Source organism: Actinoallomurus purpureus, assembly GCF_024055795.1.
Lineage (GTDB): Bacteria > Actinomycetota > Actinomycetes > Streptosporangiales > Streptosporangiaceae > Actinoallomurus > Actinoallomurus purpureus.
Map to the genome: position 1 here is coordinate 64368 of NZ_JAMXMY010000017.1, position 18595 is coordinate 82962.

Consider the following 18595-nt stretch of genomic DNA (forward strand, 5'->3'; position numbering starts at 1 on the left):
GGGGCGGCATGAACGGGCAGCTCGAGGTGGTCCGGCCCGGGCCGCTGGCCACGGTCCAGGACCTCGGGCGGCCCGGCCACGCCCACCTCGGGGTGCCGCACTCCGGCGCGGCGGACCCCGGCAGCCTGCGGCTGGCCAACCGCCTGGTCGGCAACCCCGAGAACGCCGCCGGGCTGGAGCTCACCTTCGGCGGCGCGGCCCTGCGGTTCCACGCCGCGGCCTGGATCGCGGTGACCGGCGCGCCGCTTCCCATACGGCCTGGCGCGATGAACGCGCCCTGTCACGTCCCGGCGGGCGCCGTCATCGAGTTCGGCACGCCGCCCGGCGGCGTCCGCACGTACGTCGCGATCCGGGGCGGTCTCGACGTCCCGCCCGTCCTGGGCAGCCGGTCGGCCGACCTCCTGTCGGGCCTCGGTCCCGCCCCCCTCGCGCCCGGCGACCGCCTCCCGATCGGCGCCGCCTCAGGCCCGATCACGGTGGACGTCGCCCCCGGCTACGAGCCGGAGGAGGCGCCCGTGCTGCGGATCATCCCCGGGCCGCGCGCGGACTGGTTCGAGAACCTGGAGCCGCTCGTCCGAGGGACGTACGAGGTCAGCTCGCGGAGCAACCGGATCGGGGTGCGGCTGGAGGGTCCGCCGCTGGTCCGGCGGCGCGAGGGCGAGCTGCCGAGCGAGGGGATGGTGACCGGAGCGCTGCAGGTGCCCCCGAACGGCCTGCCCATCATCTTCCTCGCCGATCACCCGACGACCGGCGGCTATCCGGTCGCGGCCGTCGTGGCGACCGGCGATCTGAGCCGCGCCGGGCAGCTCCGCCCGGGGCAGCGCGTCCGGTTCCGTCTCGTCACCCGTTCATGACCCCCACGTCGTGGCGAGGGGCCCTGGTCAGGCGCAAGGCTTGATCATCGAGAATGCTGACACTCCTGACGCCTGGGAACCTCGATGATCAGGCGGCTGACGCGAATCGCTCACTCGGCGCGCAGGACCTCGGCGACCGGGCGCCGGCCGGCCATCCGGACCGGAAGGGCGGTGAGCAGCGCGACGGCCACGAGGGTCCCCGGAATGACGGCGGGGAGCCACGCGTACGGGATCGCGCCGCCGCCCGACGCTCCGCCGGCCGCCCGCGCGCCGGCGTATACCGCCAGGCCGAGGGGGATGGCGAGGGTTCCGGCCAGGGCGGCGGGGAACAGCTGTGCCGCCGACAGCCCGGCGGTCACCTGGCCGGGGGTCGCTCCGAGGGCGCGAGCCAGCGCGGTCGGCCGCCGGGAATCGAGCGACGTCGCCCAGGCGATCAGCACGGCGTTGACCGCCGCGAGGGCCAGCAGCGCGAAGGTGATGACGAACACGACGTGGTCGACCTGCTCGGTCACCGGGTTGGGGGCGCCGGGAACGAACATGATCCCCGTGGTCCGGGCGTCTTTACGGGTGATGTCGCCGTTCAGGGCGATCGCCGAGACGACCATCGCGCCGGTGATCGCGAGGCTGACCAGGGCGAGCACGGCCCGGCGCGGGCGGCGGACCGCGAGCCGCACCCCCAGCAGGAGGGGCACGGGGAGCCGGGCCGACAGCGCGACCAGCCTGGGTGATCGCCGTGGCGCCCTCGCGGGACCGGCCAGGGCCCGTACGGTGCTGGTCCGGGCCCCGCGGACCGCGGGGACCAGGGTCGCCGCGCCGGTCACGGCGAGGGCCACGGCGACCACGATGACGGCCGATCCGGGGGTCAGGTCGGGTCGGCCGGTCGCCAGCAGTCCGGTGCTCGGCCGGGCCAGCGCAGGGGCCGCCGCCCAGCCGGCGAAGAGTCCGACCGCCGCCGCGGCCAGTGCCACCAGCAGGTGCTCGGCGAGCAGGACGACGGCGACCAGCCGGGGTGTCGCGCCGACCGCCTTGAGCAGTCCCACGCGCCGTATCTGGTCCGCCAGGCGCCCGCCGACCAGCACCGCCACGCAGGCGACGGCCAGCAGGGCGAGCGCCCAGGTGCCGGTGAGCAGGGCCTGGTTCACCAGGTGCAGTTCGGCGGTGGCGTACGCCCCCATGTCCTGCCAGGAGCGGACGTTCCGGTGCGCGGCGGCGAAGGCGGGCGCGGTGGACGGGTCGGCGAGCCGGATCGGCATCACGTGGGAGGTCACCGGCCTGCCGAGCAGCCTCAGGTCGGCCCTGGTCGTCCAGACCAGGCCGGGGGTCGACGAGGGATAGGGCACCCGGGCGGCGGTGATGGCGACGCCCGCGACGCGGAGACGGCGACCGGCGATGGTGATCTCGTCGCCCGGCCGTGCCTTCAGCGCGTGCGCGAAGGCACGTTCGACGACGACCCCGCCACGGCGCACCCAGCCGCCCGCCGTGACCACCGGTCGGTCGACGGGACCGGTGGCGGTGTCACGTCCCTGCACCACCGCCGCGACGCGGACGTCCCGGACGCGCAGGTCCGTGACAGAGACGGTGGGGTACGGCCCGGCCGTCCCGGTGACGCCCGGCGCGTTCGCCAGGGCGGTCAGGTCGGCGGAGCGGGCCGAGGTGGCCACCGCGTCGGGAGCCGCCGTCGCGGCGCGCGTGCGGTCCCAGGGCCGGTCGGCCGCCCCGCCCACCGTCAGGCCGACGGTGAGCGTCGTCGTGGTCGCCGCGATCGCGATCAGCAACAGCAGCGCCTCGGTGCGCCTGCGGCGCAGGTCGCGCAGTGCCAGGCGGATCACTGCCGTGAGCACGCCCATCAGCCCTCCAGCCCGGCGAACGCCCCGAGACCGCCGCCCGCGCCGGCCAGGTTCGTCTGGCCGACGAGCGCACCGTCCCGCATGGTGATCACGCGGTCCGCCGTCGCCGCCACACGGGATTCGTGCGTGACGAGCAGCAGGGTCTGCCCGTCGGCCCGCAACGCGGCGAACAGCCGCAGCACCTCGGTGGTCGCGGCGCTGTCGAGATTGCCGGTGGGCTCGTCGGCCAGCACGACGTACGGCCGGCCGACCAGGGCACGGGCGACCGCGACCCGCTGGCGCTGCCCGCCGGACAGTGCCGCCGGGAGGTGCGCGGCCCGGTCGGCCAGCCCGACCCGCTCCAGCAGTTCGACGGCACGCCGCCGCGCCACGCGGGGACCGGCCCCGGCGAGCAGCGCGGGCAGTTCGACGTTCTCCAGGGCGGTGAGCTCGTCGACGAGCTGGAAGGCCTGGAAGACGAACCCGATCGCCTGCCGCCGGAGCCGGGCGAGCTCGGTCTCCGACATCCGGTCGATCCGCCGGTCGGCCAGCCGCAGTTCACCGCCGGTGGGCCGTTCGAGCCCGCCGAGCAGGTGCAGCAGCGTCGACTTGCCGCAGCCGCTCGGTCCCACGATGGCGACGGTCTCACCGGCCTCCACGTCGAGATCGACGTGGTCGACCGCGCGGACGAGCCCCGTTCCCCTGCCGTACTCCTTGCGCAGCCCACAAGCTCGCAATATCGCCATGGTCAGCCCTTTCGGTCCCAGTGCCGGGCGCAGGCGTCGAGCCAGCGCAGGTCGGCCTCCAGCCGCAGGGTGATGCCCTCGATGAGCAGCGCCGCCGCCGAGCCGTCCGGCTCGATGAGGGCGGCACGCTGGACGTCGGCCAGCCGGCGTAGCAGCTCCCGGCGCTGGGCCTCCACGAGATCCACCGGGTCGGCCAGCCGGGCCGCCGCGGCGGCGACGAGCTTCAGGTGGAACTCGCTCGGTTTTCCCCAGGTCAGGTCCGCGAGCCAGGCGTCGACGCGCCGTCGGCCGTCGGCCGTCAGCGCGTACACCTTCCGGTCCGGCCGGTGGGCCTGGCCGACGTGCTCGGCCGTGACCAGCCCGGCCTTCTCCAGCCGGGTGAGGGTGACGTAGACCTGCCCGGCATTGAGCGCGTCCCCCATCGGGCCGAGCGCCTCCTGGAGCCGGGCCCGCAGCTCATAGCCGTGGGAGGGCTCCTTGGCCAGCAGCGCCAGTACGACGTCCTGCACGAGTGATCACCTCTAACGGTTAGCCATATAGATAACGGATAGCTATTAAGGCGTCAACCGACTCGGCCGGATCCGGGAGACGCGGCGCGGCCGACGGCCGCGTCTCAGTGCAGGTTGATCAGGGCGACTCCCGTGACGACGACGCCCGCGGCCGCCAGCCTCGGCAGCCCCATGCGCTCGTGGAAGAAGACGACGCCGATGATCGCACCAGTGATCACACCAGTCTCGCGGAGGGCCGCCACCGCGGCCAGCGCACCGCGCGTCTGCGCCCACACCACGATCCCGTACCCCAGCACGGAGATCAGCCCACCCGGCAGCCCGCTCCTCCACTGGGCCCGCGCGGCCGGCCACACCGAGCGGCCGCGCGCCACGGCCACCCACGCGACGACGACGGGCCCCATGCCGAAGAAGAGCCAGCCGCTGTAGCCGACGGCCGTGCCGGCGTGCCGTACGCCCACGCCGTCGACCAGGGTGTAACCGGCGATCGAGACGCCCGTCAGCACCGCCGCGCCGATGGCGCGCCCCTGCCGGCGCGACACGCCCCCGGCGAACGCCAGCGCGCCCAGGCCACCGCAGATCGCCGCCACCCCGGCGAGCTGGGTCGTGCTGAGATGCTCGCCGAGGGCGGTGGCGGCGACGAACGCGACGATGAGCGGGCCGGTGCCGCGCGCCAGCGGGTAGACCTGGTTGAAGTCGCCGAGCTCGTACGAGCGCGCGAGCAGCCAGGTGTAGACGGCGTGCAGCGCGATCGATACCGCGATCCACGGCCAGGAGGCGCGGGCGGGCGCGGCGGCCAGGCACAGCATCAGCAGACCCGCGCCGCCCTGCGCGGCCCCGATCAGCGCGAACCCGGCGTATCGGTCGGTCGCCGCCTTGGCGAGGGCGTTCCACGTGGCGTGGAGGACCCCGGCGAAGATCACGGCGAGGGCGGGCACGAGGGGAAAGGTATGACTCACCCATCCACCTCACCGGACCGCCGTGATCTTGTGAAGAGCCGGGTTCGCGCCGCCGTCCTCCAGAGGTGGTCCAGGCCGGTCGGCCGGGCTCGTCCGGAAACGGCCCATGCCCGGTCGGCCGGAAGCGGCTCGCGTCCGGTCGGCCGGGCCTCTCCGGAGGCCGTCCCCCGTTCGGTCAGCCGGCCGCCTTGACCTTCTTCGCCACCCGCTCGGTCATGGCGACCGCCTTCGCGCCCTTGTCCGCGTGGCTGGAGCTGTAGAGCGTGGTCACGATCGCGTTCCCGACCCTGACCGCCGCCAGGGTCGTGCCGCCCTCCCAGGTGGAGGACGTCTGGACGGCCTTGACGCCCTCGTCGCCGGCGCCGGGAAGCGTGGCGCTCTTCACCTTGACCTTGGCCACCCCGCCATCCGCATTGTCGGTGAACGCCGCGCAGTGGGCGAACACCTTCCGCAGCTTCGCGATCACCTGCCGGGCGTCGTCGCCGTGGTAGGTGTCGATCTCCTGGGCGATCTCCTCGGTGTGCGCGGCGTTGGCGTAGTCGTTCTGCGCGAAGGTGGCGCCGCCGATGCCCGTGACGCGGATCCAGGAGGTCTGGCCGAGCGCGCCGCAGACCTTCTTGGCCGGGACGGGGGCGTCGGAGCGGGACGCGACGGCCTCGCCGCTGTCGCGGGTGCCGTCCTCGGAGACCCGGAACCCCTTGGGCATCGCGCCGGCGGGGAGCAGGAGTCCCTTGAGGGCGGACCCCTTCAGTATCGCGGGCGCGGCGGAGGCGGACGGCGTCTTGGAACCGGTGGCCGAGTCGTGCGCCGCACCGCCGCCGCCTCCACAGCCGCCGACGGCCAGAACGGCGGCGGAGGCCGTGGCGAGGACGGCGCCGGTCCGGATACGGGCAGAGGGGATCTTCATCTCCGGTCTCCAAGGCTGAAAGTAGTTGATCATGCTCACCGAGAACTCGCTGGTTCCGGCGCCCGCCAAGGAAAGCACATGTGAATTCGATTAACAACTGTGACGGGTGTGGTCGACTGTGCGATCACTTCGCTGTAACGTGGCGGCGCAACAGCCGGGGCGCCGGGTCGTGTTCAGGACCGTGAGGGGGACGACGGACCGTGCAGGACGAGGCAACTGTGAGCGCGGCGGACATCGCCCGGCTGGCCGGCGTCGGCCGGGCCGCCGTCAGCAACTGGCGCCGTCGGCACCCCGACTTCCCCCAGCCCGTCGGAGGCACCCCCACCAGCCCCGTCTTCGCGCTCGCCGACGTCGAGGCATGGCTCCGGGACCAGCACAAACTCCAAGAGCTGCCGCTGGAGGAGCGAATCTGGCAACGGCTGCGGGCCGAGGCGCGCGACGACCTGCGCGTCGCCGAGGTGGTGGCGGACGCCGGCGAGCTGCTCCTGGAGCACCACGCTGCCGGCACCCTGCGACCCGGGCGACCGCCCGGCCCGCTGAGCGCCGAGACGGCCCGGGCGGTCGCCGAACTCGCCGACGCGCAGAGCGCCATCCGGGCGTTCGAGTTCCTCTTCACCCGCTACCGGGAAACACAGATCCGCCGCGCCTCCACCACGCCCCCGGAGGTCACCGGGCTGATGGCAGCGCTCGCCGGCGACGCCCGGACCGTCCTGGACCCGGCCTGCGGCACCGGCGACCTCCTCCTCGCCGCGATCGACGGCGGCGATGCCCCGCGCCGCCTCCTCGGCCAGGACGCCGACCGGGACGTCACCCGGCTGGCCACCGTCCGGCTCGCCCTGCTCGGCGGGGACCCGAGCATCCGGGACGGTGACTCGTTGCGCCGCGACGCGTTCCCCGGAGCCCTGGCCGACGCGGTGCTGTGCGATCCCCCCTTCCACGAGCGCGCGTGGGGCCATGACGAGCTCACCACCGACCCGCGCTGGGAGTACGGCCTGCCCCCGCGCCTGGAGCCGGAGCTGGCGTGGGTGCAGCACGCGCTCGCCCACCTCGCGCCCGGCGGGCGGGCGGTCGTCCTGATGCCCGCCGTCGCGGCCGGGCGCCGCTCGGGCCGGCGCGTCCGGGCACAACTGCTCCGCAAGGGCGCGCTGCGCGCCGTGGCGGGACTGTCCGCGACCCACCACCTGTGGGTGCTGCGGCGGCCCGAGATCGCCCCGCCGGCGACCGTCCTGATGATCGACAGCGCCGATCCGGAGACGGTCGTCACCACGTGGCGGCGGCACGCGGACGACCCCGACCACGACGAGCCGGGCGTCAGCAGGGCCGTCCCCGTCATCGACCTCCTCGACGAGGAGGTCGACCTGACGCCGTCCCGCCACATCTCCGCCGCCCGGTCCGAGCGCACCGCCGAACGCTTCACCGACACCCACGACCGGCTGGCCACGACGCTGGAGAAGGCCGGCGGCCTCGTACCGGCCCTGCCCCCGGCGGCCGCGCGGCGGGAGGCCCGGTCGGTTCCGCTGTCCGAACTCGCCCGGATCGGACACCTGGTGATCCACCACGCGCCGATGCGCGGGGACACCGAGGACGGCGGCGACGGCGGCCCGCCCCTGCTCACCGCCGAGGACCTCGTCGAGGGCCGCCCCCCGACGGGCAAAGCCGCCCGCGGCGACAACCGCTGGATCCCCATCGAGACCGGCGACGTCCTGGTCGCCGTGGTCGCCCGGAGTTTCGTGGTCCGGGTCGCCGAGGCCGACGGGCCCCTGCTCGGCCCGCAGCTGTGCCTGCTCCGCGTCGACCCCCGGCACCTCGACCCGTACTTCGTCGCCGGGGTGCTGCGCAGCTCGGCCAACGCCCGCGCGTCGATCGTCCAGTCGACGGGGACCATCGGCCGCGCCGACATCCGGCGCGCGCAGGTGCCTCGCCTCCCGCTGGAGGACCAGCGCGGGTACGGCGCCGCGTTCCGCCGCATGACGGAGTTCGAATCGGCCCTGCGGAACACCGTCGCCATGGGCACCGAGCTGGCGCAGCTCCTGGCCGACGGAGTGGCCGAGGGCACCCTCGCCCCTCCGGACGGCCCCCTCCCCCGGCCCGCCCGGTGACGTCACCGTAGGGTTCGGCGTCGAACGGTCATGTCAGGGGGGAACGTGGGACGGTCCATGGTGCTGGCCGATCGCTACGAACTGCTGAGCCCACTGGGCCGCGGCGGCATGGGACAGGTGTGGGAGGGCGAGGACCGGCAGCTGGAACGCCGGGTCGCGATCAAGCTCCTGACCGAGGACACTCTGGCCGGCCACTCCCGGCCAGACGAACTCGCCCGCAGGTTCGCCCGTGAGGCGGCCGTCACGGCCGGGCTACGGCACCCCGGCGTTCCGGCCGTCCACGACGCGGGCACCTACGACGGCGGGCTGTTCCTCGTCCTGGAGCTCATCACGGGCCGTACCCTCGGCGACCTCATAGCCGAGGAGGGGCCGCTCCCGCTCCCGTGGGCCGCCGGGATCGCCGCGCAGGTCGCGGCGGTGCTCGCCGCCGCCCACGAGCGCGGGTTCATCCACCGCGACATCAAGCCACAGAACGTCATGATCACCGGCGACGGCGCCGTCAAGGTACTCGACTTCGGTGTGGCGGCCCTGACCGACCAGGCCACGATCTCCCGGCTCACCCGGACCGGCCAGCCGATCGGCACCCCCGCGTACATGGCGCCCGAGCAGCTGCGCGGCCTGCCGGCCACCCCGCGCACCGACCTGTACGCGCTCGGGTGCCTCCTGTACGAGATGCTCGCCGGCGATCCGGTCTTCGACGCCGGCTCTCCCGCCGAGCTCATGCACCGGCAGCTCGAACAGTCCCCCGCCCCGCTGCGCCGCGACGACCTGCCCGCCGCGATCGACGCCCTCATCGGGCTGCTCCTTGAGAAGGACCCGGCGCGGCGGCCCGCGACCGCCCGGGAGACCTATGACCGCCTGCTGCCGCACGTCGTGCCGCCGGGACCGCTCGGCGAGATCGACGCCCGCGGCCGGGCGGGCGGGACGCACCTGTACTCCCGCGTCCTGGTACGGCTGTCCGGCGCGGACGCTCCCCGTCCGGCACCGGATCCCCACGTCGCATCGCCGACCCGGGCCGCGGCCGGCCCGCATGCGGCACCCGGTCCGCTCCCCGCCATCGGCTCTCCAGAGGCGGCGGGCCGAGGGAACGCCGTGCCGGTCTCGCACGGCGGATCGCTCGCGTTCGGTCGGCGGGACGGGCTCGGCCGGCCCGTTCCGGCGGAGGGCCCGATCACGGTCGGCGGCCCGGGGTCGGCGAGCGGACCGTTGGAGCCGGGAGGTCTCGGCTGGAAGGTGCGGCACAGCCTCTGGACGCTGCCGACGCTGCTGTTCGGCATGGGCACGTGGCTGTCGTTCGGCTACCTCGCGGTCCGGCACAGGCGGCCCTCGTGGCTCGCCACGGCCGCCGTCTATCTCGTGCTGGCCGTCCTCGCCTTCGTCCTGGTCGGCAGCGGTCCCGACAACGACACCGACACGGCCCAGACGACGGTGGGCATGGTGCTGGGACTGCTCCTGTGGCCCGCCGGGATCATCCACGCCCTCTGGGTCAACGCGACGACGCACCTGCGCCTGCTCGAACCTGCCAGAAGCCCCTTGTCGGTCGGTCGTGCCGGACATCCGGCCGGCCATCCGCAGCGAGTCGTCGACGGTGTCGAAGCCGCGCGGCAGCATGATGCTCTCGTACGCGGCGACCGCGTCGAATGAGTGACGATCAGAAGCCCCGGGCGGGAACGACGACGGGCCCCGCGCAGGAACGCGCGCGCCCGTGGCGGATCGGGGAAGGTCAGCACTTGGTCCCGGGGTCGCGGGTCAGGCTGACCGTGTAGCTGTAGCCCTTGTAGTGGATCGTGTGCTGCGACCAGCAGCGGGCGCCGGTTCCGTCCACAGTCGCCGTACCATTCCTCTTTACCGCGCGCAACGTGTGCAGCTTGCTGTCCTTCATTGCGCGCATGCGCAGCTTCACCTCGGCCCAGCAGTCCTTCGGGCTGTTGTGAAGCTGGGTGTTGCTGACCATGTAGGTCCAGTGACGGGGACCGGTGGCGCTGCCGATGTTGCGGTGCCAGGCAATGGCCTTGCAGGGGCCCAGCCAGAACTCCGCGTCGTAGTTCTTGTTGGTGAACAGCAGCTTCTTCTTGGGCGGCGTGGCCGCGACGCCCACATCGGTCGAGGCCGAGGCGGGCATCGCCAGGGAAGCGGCGGCGAAGGCGGTCACGGCCACGGTGGCCAGCGACAGCGTTCCGAACCGGGACATGGTCGAGCGCATCGTCATACCTCCAGGGATCGCCGGATGGTCGAGGCACCAATCAAGATCATCAGCGCCGCCCCGGCCCGGGGGAACCCAAGATCAACAAGGTTCACCACCCGGCCGCCCATCAGCCACCACCCCGTCGCCACGACGTCCGCCACCGGTCCGGGCCGGTCACGGTCGGCGACACACGGCACGACCTGAGCCCTACGCGGTCAGTCGCCTTCGCCGTGACCGGCTGGGGCCTGTTTCGAAGCCAAGCATCAAGCGTCCCTGCTGAACGGAAGTCCACGCCCGAATGCTCGCTCAATGGCGATGCGGGTAAGCCAGCCAAGACCGGCAGTGAAAAGCGGCGGCCATACGATCGGCCCGAAGCTGTAGCCGATCAGCACCACGAGCGGGATCCACACGCGGTGTACCGCTTGGTAGAGCAGCGTGGGCGGACGGACCACGGCGAGCCGCGCCAGGTCGGGCAGCGCGAAGAACACCAGCGCGGCTGCCGTGGTCGGCAGGCCGTACTTGGCGCTCTCGAAAACCGCGAACGCGGCCAAGAACAGCGCGAATGCCCCCCAGTAAATCTTTCGAAGCCGACCGCCGACCTCTGGAGCGCGCTGCGACACGCCGTCGCGCGTCTGTTCTGTTGCCACACGCACAGCGTAGGCCGGAGATCGGACAGCGCGCCGTCGCGCGGATTTCGAAACAGGCCGTAGCCGGCGAGGCCCTCGACGGTTGCCGGCGCCGAGGGGTCGCCGCGGTTCAAGTGCCTAGGCGGACGCCCGCCGATGCACTCGGTGCAGCAGCGGCGGCGTGCGGAATGCTCGGCGACCGCACCGCGTAATAGGGACCGAAGCCACAGACCGGCGCTCCCCCGCGCCCGTTCGCCGAGCAATCGGCCGGGCAACCCGGCACCGATCACGAGAGGCCGGTCGAGCGCAGCCCCGCTCTCGTTGAGTTCGGGATTCTCGCCCTTTCCGAGCGGCGCGGAACGGCGATTCTCCCGAAGTCAACGAGAGTCAGGCGGGCTGCGGCCCTGGGACTCGTGTGGTGCGGTCGCGGCGGGGACCAGATGACCAGACGCTTTCCGTTGGCTTGATCGTTTGGACGGGGCGGCCACTGAACTCCCCGGCCATGCCGGATGAGACCGACGCGCTGGTGGAATTTCACCGCGGTGCGGCGATGCTCGACGAGGACCGGTTCGACGCGGCCGTGGAGGTGTTGCGCGCGTCGGCCGAGGGCGGCGACGCGGACACGACTTCGATCTTGAGACGGTTGCTGTGCCTCGACGCGCATTGCCGGCGTGGCCGGCCCTGTTCGATCCGTTCGCGTCCGTCTGGGTCGCGGTGAGGAGGCGAGACGGGTACGTGGCGGCCGCCACGGCGTACGAGCTTCATGATCGTCTCGCCGCCTTAGGACAGTCCGCGCTGACGTAGTCTTCGAGCGGTGAACCATGGGACCTCAATGGGGCTGCTGCGCTCCCGCCGCGACGGGACACGCGTCACGTTCTTCGAGCTGTTCTTCGACCTGGTCTTCGTCTTCGCGGTGACGCAGCTGTCCCACCGGCTGCTGAAGGATCTCACCGTGAGCGGCGCCGGCGAGACGCTGGTGCTGCTGCTGGCGGTCTGGTGGGCGTGGATGTACACGTGCTGGACGACCAACTGGTTGAATCCCGACCATCCCGCCGTCCGGATGGTGCTGACCGGGACCATGCTCGCCGGTCTGTTGATGGCGGCCGCGATCCCCCGGGCGTTCGAGGGCCGTGGCCTCTGGTTCGCCGTCGCCTACGTCGCCGCCCAGGCCGGCCGGACGGCGTTCGTGACCATCATGACCCGGCACGATGAGCTCGGCCCGAACTTCCTGCGGATCCTGGCCTGGAAGATGACCACGGGCGTGCTCTGGATCGCCGGCGGCTTCGCCGACCATCCGGCCCGGCTCCTGTTGTGGCTGCTGGCGCTGGCCCTGGAGTACGCCGCGCCCTGGCACGGCTACACGTACCCGGGGCTGGGCCGTTCGCGGACGACGGACTGGGTGATCGACGGCGCGCACATGGCGGAGCGGTGCCAGTTGTTCCTGATCATCGCCCTGGGCGAGTCGCTACTCGTCACGGGCGCCACGTTCAGCGACCTGAGCGGCGTGGAGGCGGCCGCGGGCGCGGCCTTCGCGGTCGCCTTCCTCGGGGCCGTCGCGATGTGGTGGATCTACTTCGACCGGAGCGCGGAGGCCGCCGCGGCGCAGGTCGCGGCCTCGCCCGATCCGGGCCGCCTGGGCCGGTCCGCCTACACCTTCATCCACCTGCCGATGGTCGCGGGGATCATCGTCAGCGCCGTCGCCGACGAACTGGTCGTCGCCCACCCGCACGGGCACGTCACGGGCGGTACGGCGGCGGTGGTGCTCGGCGGTCCGGCGCTGTTCGTCGCGGGGCACGCGCTGTTCAAGCGGGCGGTGTGGGGCCGCTTCACGACCGCCCGCCTGCTGGCGCTGGCGGCGCTCGCGCTCCTCGCACCGGTCTCTCCCCTGTTCGACCCGCTGATGCTGGCCTTCGTGGCCCTGCTGGTCATGGCGGCGCTGGCCGGCTGGGACGTGCGCGCCACGCGGGCGAGCACCGTCGCGGTCGAGGACACCATCGCCTGACGGGGCTCAGGCGCCGCTGGACACGTGCGGTGCGGCGACCGAGGGGCGGGTCCTGTCCCTCGCCCGGCCCGCCCGCAGCAGCCGCCGCCATCGCGCCGGGTCGTGCAACGCGGGCTCGGTGGTCTCCAGGAACCGTTCGACCGTGGTGACGAAACGGTCGGGATCGTCATGGTGCGGGAAGTGGCCGGACCGTCCGAAGATCTCCAGCGTGCTGCCGGGCATCGCGGCGTGCGCGATCGTCGCGTGGCGCACCGGGATGACGCGGTCCTCCCGTCCCCAGATGATGAGGATGGGCATGCCCTCGGCGAGATAACAGCGGTCCAGCATGGTGATGACCTGGCCGCGCACGTCGACTCCGGCCCGGAGCGTCCGCAGGAACGCCTGACGCGCCGTCTTGGAGCGCAGCCGCCGGTAGCGCCGGAGCACGTGGTCGAAGTCGGCTCCGAGGAACAGGCCGCCGGTGAGGCGCAACGCCGGGGCCACGAGCCGTACGGCCGTACGCGCGGGCACGGACGTCGCCAGCGACAGCCCGATCTCGGCCCCCGGCGCCGCCGCCGCGCGCAGCAGCGGATGGACCTCACGGCCGATGCCGCCGCCGGCGACGAGCACGAGCCGTTCGCAGCGCTCGGGGAACTGGTAGGCGAATTGCATCGCGATGCCGCCGCCGAGCGAATGGCCGACCACGGACACCCGGTCGACGTCGAGGACGCTCAGCAGGTCGCGCATCCCGCAGGCGTACGCGGCGATGGCGTAGTCGGCGCGCGGCTTGGCCGACTCGCCGTGGCCGAGCAGGTCGGGCGCGATGACGGTGTGGCGCTCGGCCAGGCGCGGGATGACGTCGAGCCACGTGCCGGAGTCGTCACCGATGCCGTGGATGAGGAGCAGCGGGGGCCCGCTGCCCACCATGCGGAAGGCCCGCCAGTATCCGTGGATGTCACGGAAGCGGATGAGAGATCCAGGACTCACACCTGCTCACCACCCGAGGTCGGTTCCTCGCATCGTCCGGCGGGCGCGTTACGCGGCGGCTACCGCGCTGTTAGCCCCCCGTAACGCCTTCCTGGGACACCGGGCCGGCCGCGGGCGGCGTCTTGATCCCGTCGAGGATGGCCAGAGCGTCGCGCCGGGCACGGCCCCGCACTGGGCCGGATCCCGCGCCGGGCACGGCCCCGCACTGGGCCGGATCCCGCACTGGGCCGGATCCCGCACTGGGCCGGATCCCGCACTGGGCCGGATCCCGCGACGTTCCTGGGCGCCCACGGTTCGGCAGGCCGATCCGAGGCTGCGGCGGCAGTTCCTCGATCCGACCGCCGGCGTCTCCACGAGGGGCACCTTAGAGTCCGGCACCGACGGTCAGTGGCGGCGGGCCAGGTCGGTGTAGGCGGCCCGGACGTCCTCGGTCGTCAGGGTGGTCAGGTCGGCGGTGGTGGCGTCCGCGCCGAGCGCGGCGACGCGCAGGTCCCGGAAGCCGCAGGCCTTCTCATGCAGCGAGCGCACGAACCGGCCGTTACCGAGCTCATCGATCCGGCCGAGGCCGCAGACGCGCTGGAAGATACCCGCCAGGTCGTCGAGCGCCCCCTCCTCCCAGGTGTCGCCGGCCCGTACGGCGAGCGCGAGCGCGATCTCCAGCAGCTCGTCGGGCCCGTACGAGGGGAACGCCACGCGCTCGGAGAAGCGCGACGCCAAGCCGGGGTTGGAGCGCAGGAACCGGTCCATGTCCTCGTCGTAGCCGGCCAGGATGATCACCAGGCGCTCGCGGTCGTCCTCCGCGCGCTTGAGGAGGGTCTGCACGGCTTCGGAGCCGAACGCGTCGCCGCCGGAGTAGCCGGAGTTGACGAGGGAGTACGCCTCGTCGACGAACAGCACCCCACCGAGCGCGGAGTCGATCACCTTGTTGGTCTTGATCGCCGTCGCCCCGAGGTGCTCGCCGACGAGGTCCGCGCGCTGGGCCTCGACGACCTCGGGCCGGGCCAGCAGGCCGAGCGCGGCGAACACCCGGCCGAGGATGCGGGCGACCGTGGTCTTGCCGGTGCCCGGCGGCCCGGCGAACACGAAGTGCCGCATCGGCGGATGGGTGGGCAGTCCCTGCTCCTCGCGCAGCTGCGCGACCTGCAGCTGCGCGGCGATCGCGCGGACCTGCCGCTTCACCGGCTCCAGGCCGATCATCCCGTCCAGGTCGGCGAGCGCCTCCTCCAGCGTGGGCGTCTCGGCGTAGCCGCGGTAGCGCTCGGTGAGCTCCGCGAACGCGATCTCGACGTCGACCGCGTGGATCGTGACGAGCTCTTCCGGAGCGGGGTCGGCGCGGGCGTGGACGATCCGGACATCGCGGGCGCGGGCCGCGGACTCGATCAGCGAACGCACGAAACGCCCGTTGCCCAGCTCGTCGATGACACCGCGCCGGGAGACCTCCTCGAACTTGGAGCGCAGGCAGGAACCGGTGTCGGGGCCGAGGCGGTCGCCGCGCAGGCCGGTGTGGTAGTCGGCGATCCGCAGCAGCTCGGCCGGCGCGTAGGCGGGGAACTTCACGCGCGTGCCGAACCGGGACGCCAGGCCGGGGTTGGAAGCGAGGAAGCCCTCCATCTCCTCCTCGTAGCCGGCCAGGATGATCACGAGGTTGTCGCGGTCGTCCTCGGCGCGCTTGAGGAGCGTCTGGACGGCCTCGCCACCGAAGCGGTCGGGCTGCCCGTCCCCCGCGTTGACCAGGGAATACGCCTCGTCGACGAACAGGACTCCGCCGAGCGCGCGGTCGACGACCTCGTTGGTCTTGATCGCGGTGGCGCCGAGGTACTCCCCCACCAGGTCGGCGCGCTGTACCTCGACGACCTGTGGAGTCGGCAGCAGTCCGAAGGCGTAGAAGATCCGCGCGACGGCGCGGGCGACCGTCGTCTTGCCGGTTCCGGACGGCCCGACGAACACGAAGTGCCGCATCGGCTTCTCGGTGGGGAAGCCGGCCGCGGCGCGCATCCGGGCGGCCTCGATCGAGGCCGCGATCGACCGGACCTGCCGCTTCACCGGCTCCAGGCCGATCATGGCCGCCAGCTCGGCGAACGCATCGTCGACCGAGACATCGGGGACGTCCTCGACGGCTCGGCCCTGGTCCGGCGCGGTGTACTCGCCCTCCTCCGGGTAGTCCTCCTGGGCCCAGCCGGTGTCGTACGCCTCGGCGGAGACGATGCGGCGCGCCTGCCACCACCGGTAGGCGAGGACGGCCGACGCCGCGGCCCAGGCGGGCGCGGCGTTCAGCCGGGGTACCGGATGGGCAAGCGCGGCGGCCACGATCCCGGCCAGCCCGAGAGAGACCACCGCGGTGCGCCACGGCGCGTACGCGTTGATGCGGTGTGCGAGGACGGCGACCGGAAGCGCCAGCGCCGCGAGGAAGACGGCCTCGTGGCCGCCGGCCGGATAGAGGCGGCTGAGCGGGATCGCGGCCGCCAGCCAGCAGGCGACGACGAACGCCGTCGCCATTCCGCTCGGTGAGCGCAGGGTGAAGTCGACGACGAGCAGCAGCGTGGCCACGAACACGACGGTGGTGAGCAGCGGCAGGCTCGTGACGATCGCGACGGCCGCCGACCCCACGATCATCAGCAGAAACGTCAGTCTCCGCAAACCCGGCTGAATCTGGAAATAGTGCCAGCGGGCGCGTTCGAACAGATCACGCGCCACCGGAGGGCGCGATCGGGATCTGCCGAACGGTCGCATCGCTCTCCCTCATGCCTGAGCACGTGTATAGCGCAGCTTGGGCATCGAATGGCAGGACCCATTGCGTGGCGCGTCCCTATCAAGACCGTTATCGGACAGTGGCGGTGCCCATGACACGCCTTCCCCGGCCAAGGACGACCGGCCGGCCGGGCGGCGGACCCCGGCCGGGGTCGGTGCGTGCGTCACTATCCCTTCGCCACCTGATCGGCGAGCTTCTTGTCCTTGGCGACGCGGACCAGTGCGGCCGCCAGCTGCGCCAGGTCCCGCTCCTTGACCAGGTCGGCCAGGCGCTTGGCATCGGTCGGCAGGCCGACGCGCTCGGCGCCCTTCAACGTCAGGTCGTCGAAGTACGGGCGCAGCCACGGCCATACCCCCTGCGCCTCGCGGCAGAAGATGTCGGCCCCCACCGGCCCGATGCCGGGGAACTCCTCCAGCAGCTCCTTCGCCCGGCCGACGTCGCGCTCGGCCTTCAGCGGCAGCCTGCGCAGATCGCCCTCGTACTGGTCGAGGACGAGGTCGGCCATGTCCCCGAGATGGCTGGAGGTGCTCTCGTCGTAGCGGACGTAGTGCGCCCGGCCGAGCGCGTCGACCCGCTGCTGCCAGGTCAGTTTCGCCATGCCGCGCGCCGTTCCGCCGCCCGCCTCGAACAGTTCCCGCGCCGCGGCGACCGCGATGTCGGCGCTGATCCGGGTGCTCAGCAGATTGGCGAGAACGAGGAGCTTGAACAGCGCGGCCGGCTGGTCCTTCAGGGGAATCCCGGCCTCTTCGGCGAAGGTCCGCCCGGCCTCCGACAGCAACGCCTTGACCGTCTTGTCCATGACGCCACCTCCAAGTAGGTCAGGTCCTTACCCCATAACCGACGTTCTTAGCACGGGCACCCGTTCCGAGTAGCGAGCCAGGAGTTCGGCATTGCGCTCATCTCCCCCCGGCACGTTGGCGCTCGCCCACAACGGGAGGTCGGCCCGTCCTGACATCCGGGCGAGGAGGAGATTCCACAGGTAGACGGAGGACAGCGACGACAGCGCCGCCGTGCGCGGGGCGTCGACGGGATGGGAGACATCACCGGGCGGCGCCAGGGTGTCGAGCACCAGATCCGCGACCTCGCCGAGCTTCACCCCCGCCCGGGCCGGAGCGATCTCCATCGAGGGGCCGGACACCACCGCGACGACCGGCAGGCCGTACGACCTGGCCGCCGTCGCGAGCTCCACCGGATAGGGGTTGGCGCCGCTGTTGGAGAAGATCACCACCAGGTCCCCCGCCCGGGGCGCGGCGGCCTCGAGGACCGGGCCGCCCAGGCCGGAGCGTCGCTCGGCCTCCGTCGCGGGCCAGGCCCCGTGAAGCGGGGAGATCTCCGGCCGGTACAGTGGGTACACGCACGCCAGCCCCCCCGCGCGGAAGAAGCCCTCGAGGACCATCCCCAGCGAATGGCCGGATCCGCCGAGATAGAGCAGGCCGTCGTTGACGACCGTGTCGAGGACCAGGCCGCAGGCGCGTTCCAGCGCCTCGGCGTTGTGCCGTTCGACCCGGTCGAGGTGATCGCGCATCCAGTTCACAGGACGGGTCTACCAGCTTTCCCGGCCGGCGTTCCAGACGCGGATCCCGATCTTCCTGTTCGGGGGCTCCGTCAGAGGAGGAGGTCGCCGCGGATCGTACCGGCGTCCGAGCGCCCCGCCTGGACCCGGAAACAGGTGCCCTTCTTCACCTTCTTGTCGAAGGTGTAGTAGTACATTCCGGCCTTCAGGTCCCGCCAGCCGGTGAGCGACTTCTTCGCCCCGCAGGTGACGAGCCGCACACCGACGGAATGCTGGACCCGATGCTTATACGTCAGTTCGACCTTCACCTTCCCCGCGCGGCGCGTGATGAACTTCGCCGTGGCGTACTTGGTGTCCTTACTCTCCGTCTTCTCCCAGAAATGGGTTTCGATCTCGTACGAGCAGCGGCTCGCCTTGCAGGCGGGTTTGGCGGCGGCGACGGCCGGGGACGCGGCGAACGCGACGGTCGCGACGCTCGCCACCGCGACGAAGGTGAATTTTCGGTGCATAATTGATTAAGCCCTTCTGAATGGACGGCACGGACCGTTGAGCCCGCGCGATATCGGCTCGATGCGCGGTCGACTATCGCGGTGACAGCACGGAATACGGAAGAGCCTCTGGACCTAATTCACGCGGAGCCCCGTGGGTCTTTCGGCC

The 18595-nt window shown here is 72.5% G+C and carries 18 protein-coding genes; 6 read left to right on the top strand and 12 right to left on the bottom strand.

What is annotated here, in order from left to right; genetic code table 11:
- Positions 1-8 precede the first annotated feature (8 nt).
- Entirely contained in the window at positions 9-854 is an 846-nt protein-coding gene (locus NE236_RS28145; RefSeq protein ID WP_252845186.1) for a 5-oxoprolinase subunit C family protein, read from the top strand.
- A gap of 110 nt (positions 855-964) precedes the next feature.
- On the opposite strand, the gene NE236_RS28150 is transcribed toward NE236_RS28145, so the two are convergent.
- The 5 genes from NE236_RS28150 to NE236_RS28170 all read right to left on the bottom strand — a co-directional run bounded on the left by NE236_RS28150 (position 965) and on the right by NE236_RS28170 (position 5798).
- Entirely contained in the window at positions 965-2701 is a 1737-nt protein-coding gene (locus tag NE236_RS28150) for an FtsX-like permease family protein (protein ID WP_252845187.1), read from the bottom strand.
- Positions 2701-3426: an ABC transporter ATP-binding protein gene (locus NE236_RS28155; RefSeq protein ID WP_252845189.1), complete on the bottom strand. Its 726-nt coding sequence runs from the start codon at positions 3424-3426 to the stop codon at positions 2701-2703. The genes NE236_RS28150 and NE236_RS28155 overlap by 1 nt, the downstream gene beginning before the upstream one ends.
- Before the next feature lie 2 nt (positions 3427-3428).
- Positions 3429-3935, bottom strand: a complete 507-nt coding sequence (locus NE236_RS28160) for a PadR family transcriptional regulator (protein ID WP_252845190.1) — start codon at positions 3933-3935, stop codon at positions 3429-3431.
- A 104-nt stretch (positions 3936-4039) separates the two neighbouring features.
- Positions 4040-4891, bottom strand: a complete 852-nt coding sequence (locus NE236_RS28165) for an EamA family transporter (protein WP_252845191.1) — start codon at positions 4889-4891, stop codon at positions 4040-4042.
- Between the two features lie 175 nt (positions 4892-5066).
- Entirely contained in the window at positions 5067-5798 is a 732-nt protein-coding gene (locus NE236_RS28170; protein WP_252845192.1) for a hypothetical protein, read from the bottom strand.
- A gap of 218 nt (positions 5799-6016) precedes the next feature.
- Between NE236_RS28170 and NE236_RS28175 the strand changes: the two genes are divergently transcribed.
- Together NE236_RS28175 and NE236_RS28180 are read left to right on the top strand one after the other, a co-directional pair.
- A complete protein-coding gene (locus NE236_RS28175) occupies positions 6017-7897 on the top strand; it encodes an N-6 DNA methylase (RefSeq protein WP_252845193.1) in 1881 nt (626 codons plus the stop codon).
- Positions 7898-7942: 45 nt separating this feature from the next.
- A complete protein-coding gene (locus tag NE236_RS28180; RefSeq protein ID WP_252845194.1) occupies positions 7943-9541 on the top strand; it encodes a serine/threonine-protein kinase in 1599 nt (532 codons plus the stop codon).
- Positions 9542-9620: 79 nt separating this feature from the next.
- Here NE236_RS28180 and NE236_RS28185 read toward each other — a convergent pair whose 3' ends face one another.
- Positions 9621-10100, bottom strand: coding sequence for a hypothetical protein (locus tag NE236_RS28185; RefSeq protein ID WP_252845195.1), 480 nt, complete (start codon positions 10098-10100; stop codon positions 9621-9623).
- 24 nt (positions 10101-10124) lie between these two features.
- Between NE236_RS28185 and NE236_RS28190 the strand changes: the two genes are divergently transcribed.
- On the top strand, positions 10125-10286 hold the full coding sequence (locus tag NE236_RS28190) for a hypothetical protein (protein WP_252845196.1): 162 nt from the start codon (positions 10125-10127) through the stop codon (positions 10284-10286).
- 59 nt (positions 10287-10345) lie between these two features.
- On the opposite strand, the gene NE236_RS28195 is transcribed toward NE236_RS28190, so the two are convergent.
- Positions 10346-10729 carry a hypothetical protein gene (locus NE236_RS28195; protein WP_252845197.1) on the bottom strand — a complete coding sequence of 128 codons (384 nt, stop codon included), beginning with the start codon at positions 10727-10729 and terminating at the stop codon, positions 10346-10348.
- Between the two features lie 481 nt (positions 10730-11210).
- Here NE236_RS28195 and NE236_RS28200 point away from each other — a divergent pair, with 481 nt between their 5' ends.
- Together NE236_RS28200 and NE236_RS28205 are read left to right on the top strand one after the other, a co-directional pair.
- Positions 11211-11426 carry a hypothetical protein gene (locus tag NE236_RS28200; protein WP_252845198.1) on the top strand — a complete coding sequence of 72 codons (216 nt, stop codon included), beginning with the start codon at positions 11211-11213 and terminating at the stop codon, positions 11424-11426.
- Between the two features lie 96 nt (positions 11427-11522).
- Positions 11523-12710 (top strand): low temperature requirement protein A, encoded by a 1188-nt coding sequence (locus tag NE236_RS28205; RefSeq protein ID WP_252845199.1) that lies wholly within the window; start codon positions 11523-11525, stop codon positions 12708-12710.
- Positions 12711-12716: 6 nt separating this feature from the next.
- Here NE236_RS28205 and NE236_RS28210 read toward each other — a convergent pair whose 3' ends face one another.
- From NE236_RS28210 to NE236_RS28230, 5 genes are all read right to left on the bottom strand, one after another.
- Positions 12717-13676 carry an alpha/beta fold hydrolase gene (locus NE236_RS28210; protein WP_252845200.1) on the bottom strand — a complete coding sequence of 320 codons (960 nt, stop codon included), beginning with the start codon at positions 13674-13676 and terminating at the stop codon, positions 12717-12719.
- 384 nt (positions 13677-14060) lie between these two features.
- On the bottom strand, positions 14061-16289 hold the full coding sequence (locus tag NE236_RS28215) for an AAA family ATPase (RefSeq protein WP_372494449.1): 2229 nt from the start codon (positions 16287-16289) through the stop codon (positions 14061-14063).
- A gap of 302 nt (positions 16290-16591) precedes the next feature.
- The gene (locus tag NE236_RS28220) at positions 16592-17224 is read right to left on the bottom strand and encodes an HhH-GDP family DNA glycosylase (protein WP_252845203.1); all 633 of its coding nucleotides are present in this window, start codon (positions 17222-17224) and stop codon (positions 16592-16594) included.
- Between the two features lie 27 nt (positions 17225-17251).
- A complete protein-coding gene (locus NE236_RS28225) occupies positions 17252-17950 on the bottom strand; it encodes a sugar isomerase domain-containing protein (protein WP_252845204.1) in 699 nt (232 codons plus the stop codon).
- 80 nt (positions 17951-18030) lie between these two features.
- Positions 18031-18447 carry a hypothetical protein gene (locus NE236_RS28230; RefSeq protein ID WP_252845205.1) on the bottom strand — a complete coding sequence of 139 codons (417 nt, stop codon included), beginning with the start codon at positions 18445-18447 and terminating at the stop codon, positions 18031-18033.
- Between the last annotated feature and the right edge of the window lie 148 nt (positions 18448-18595).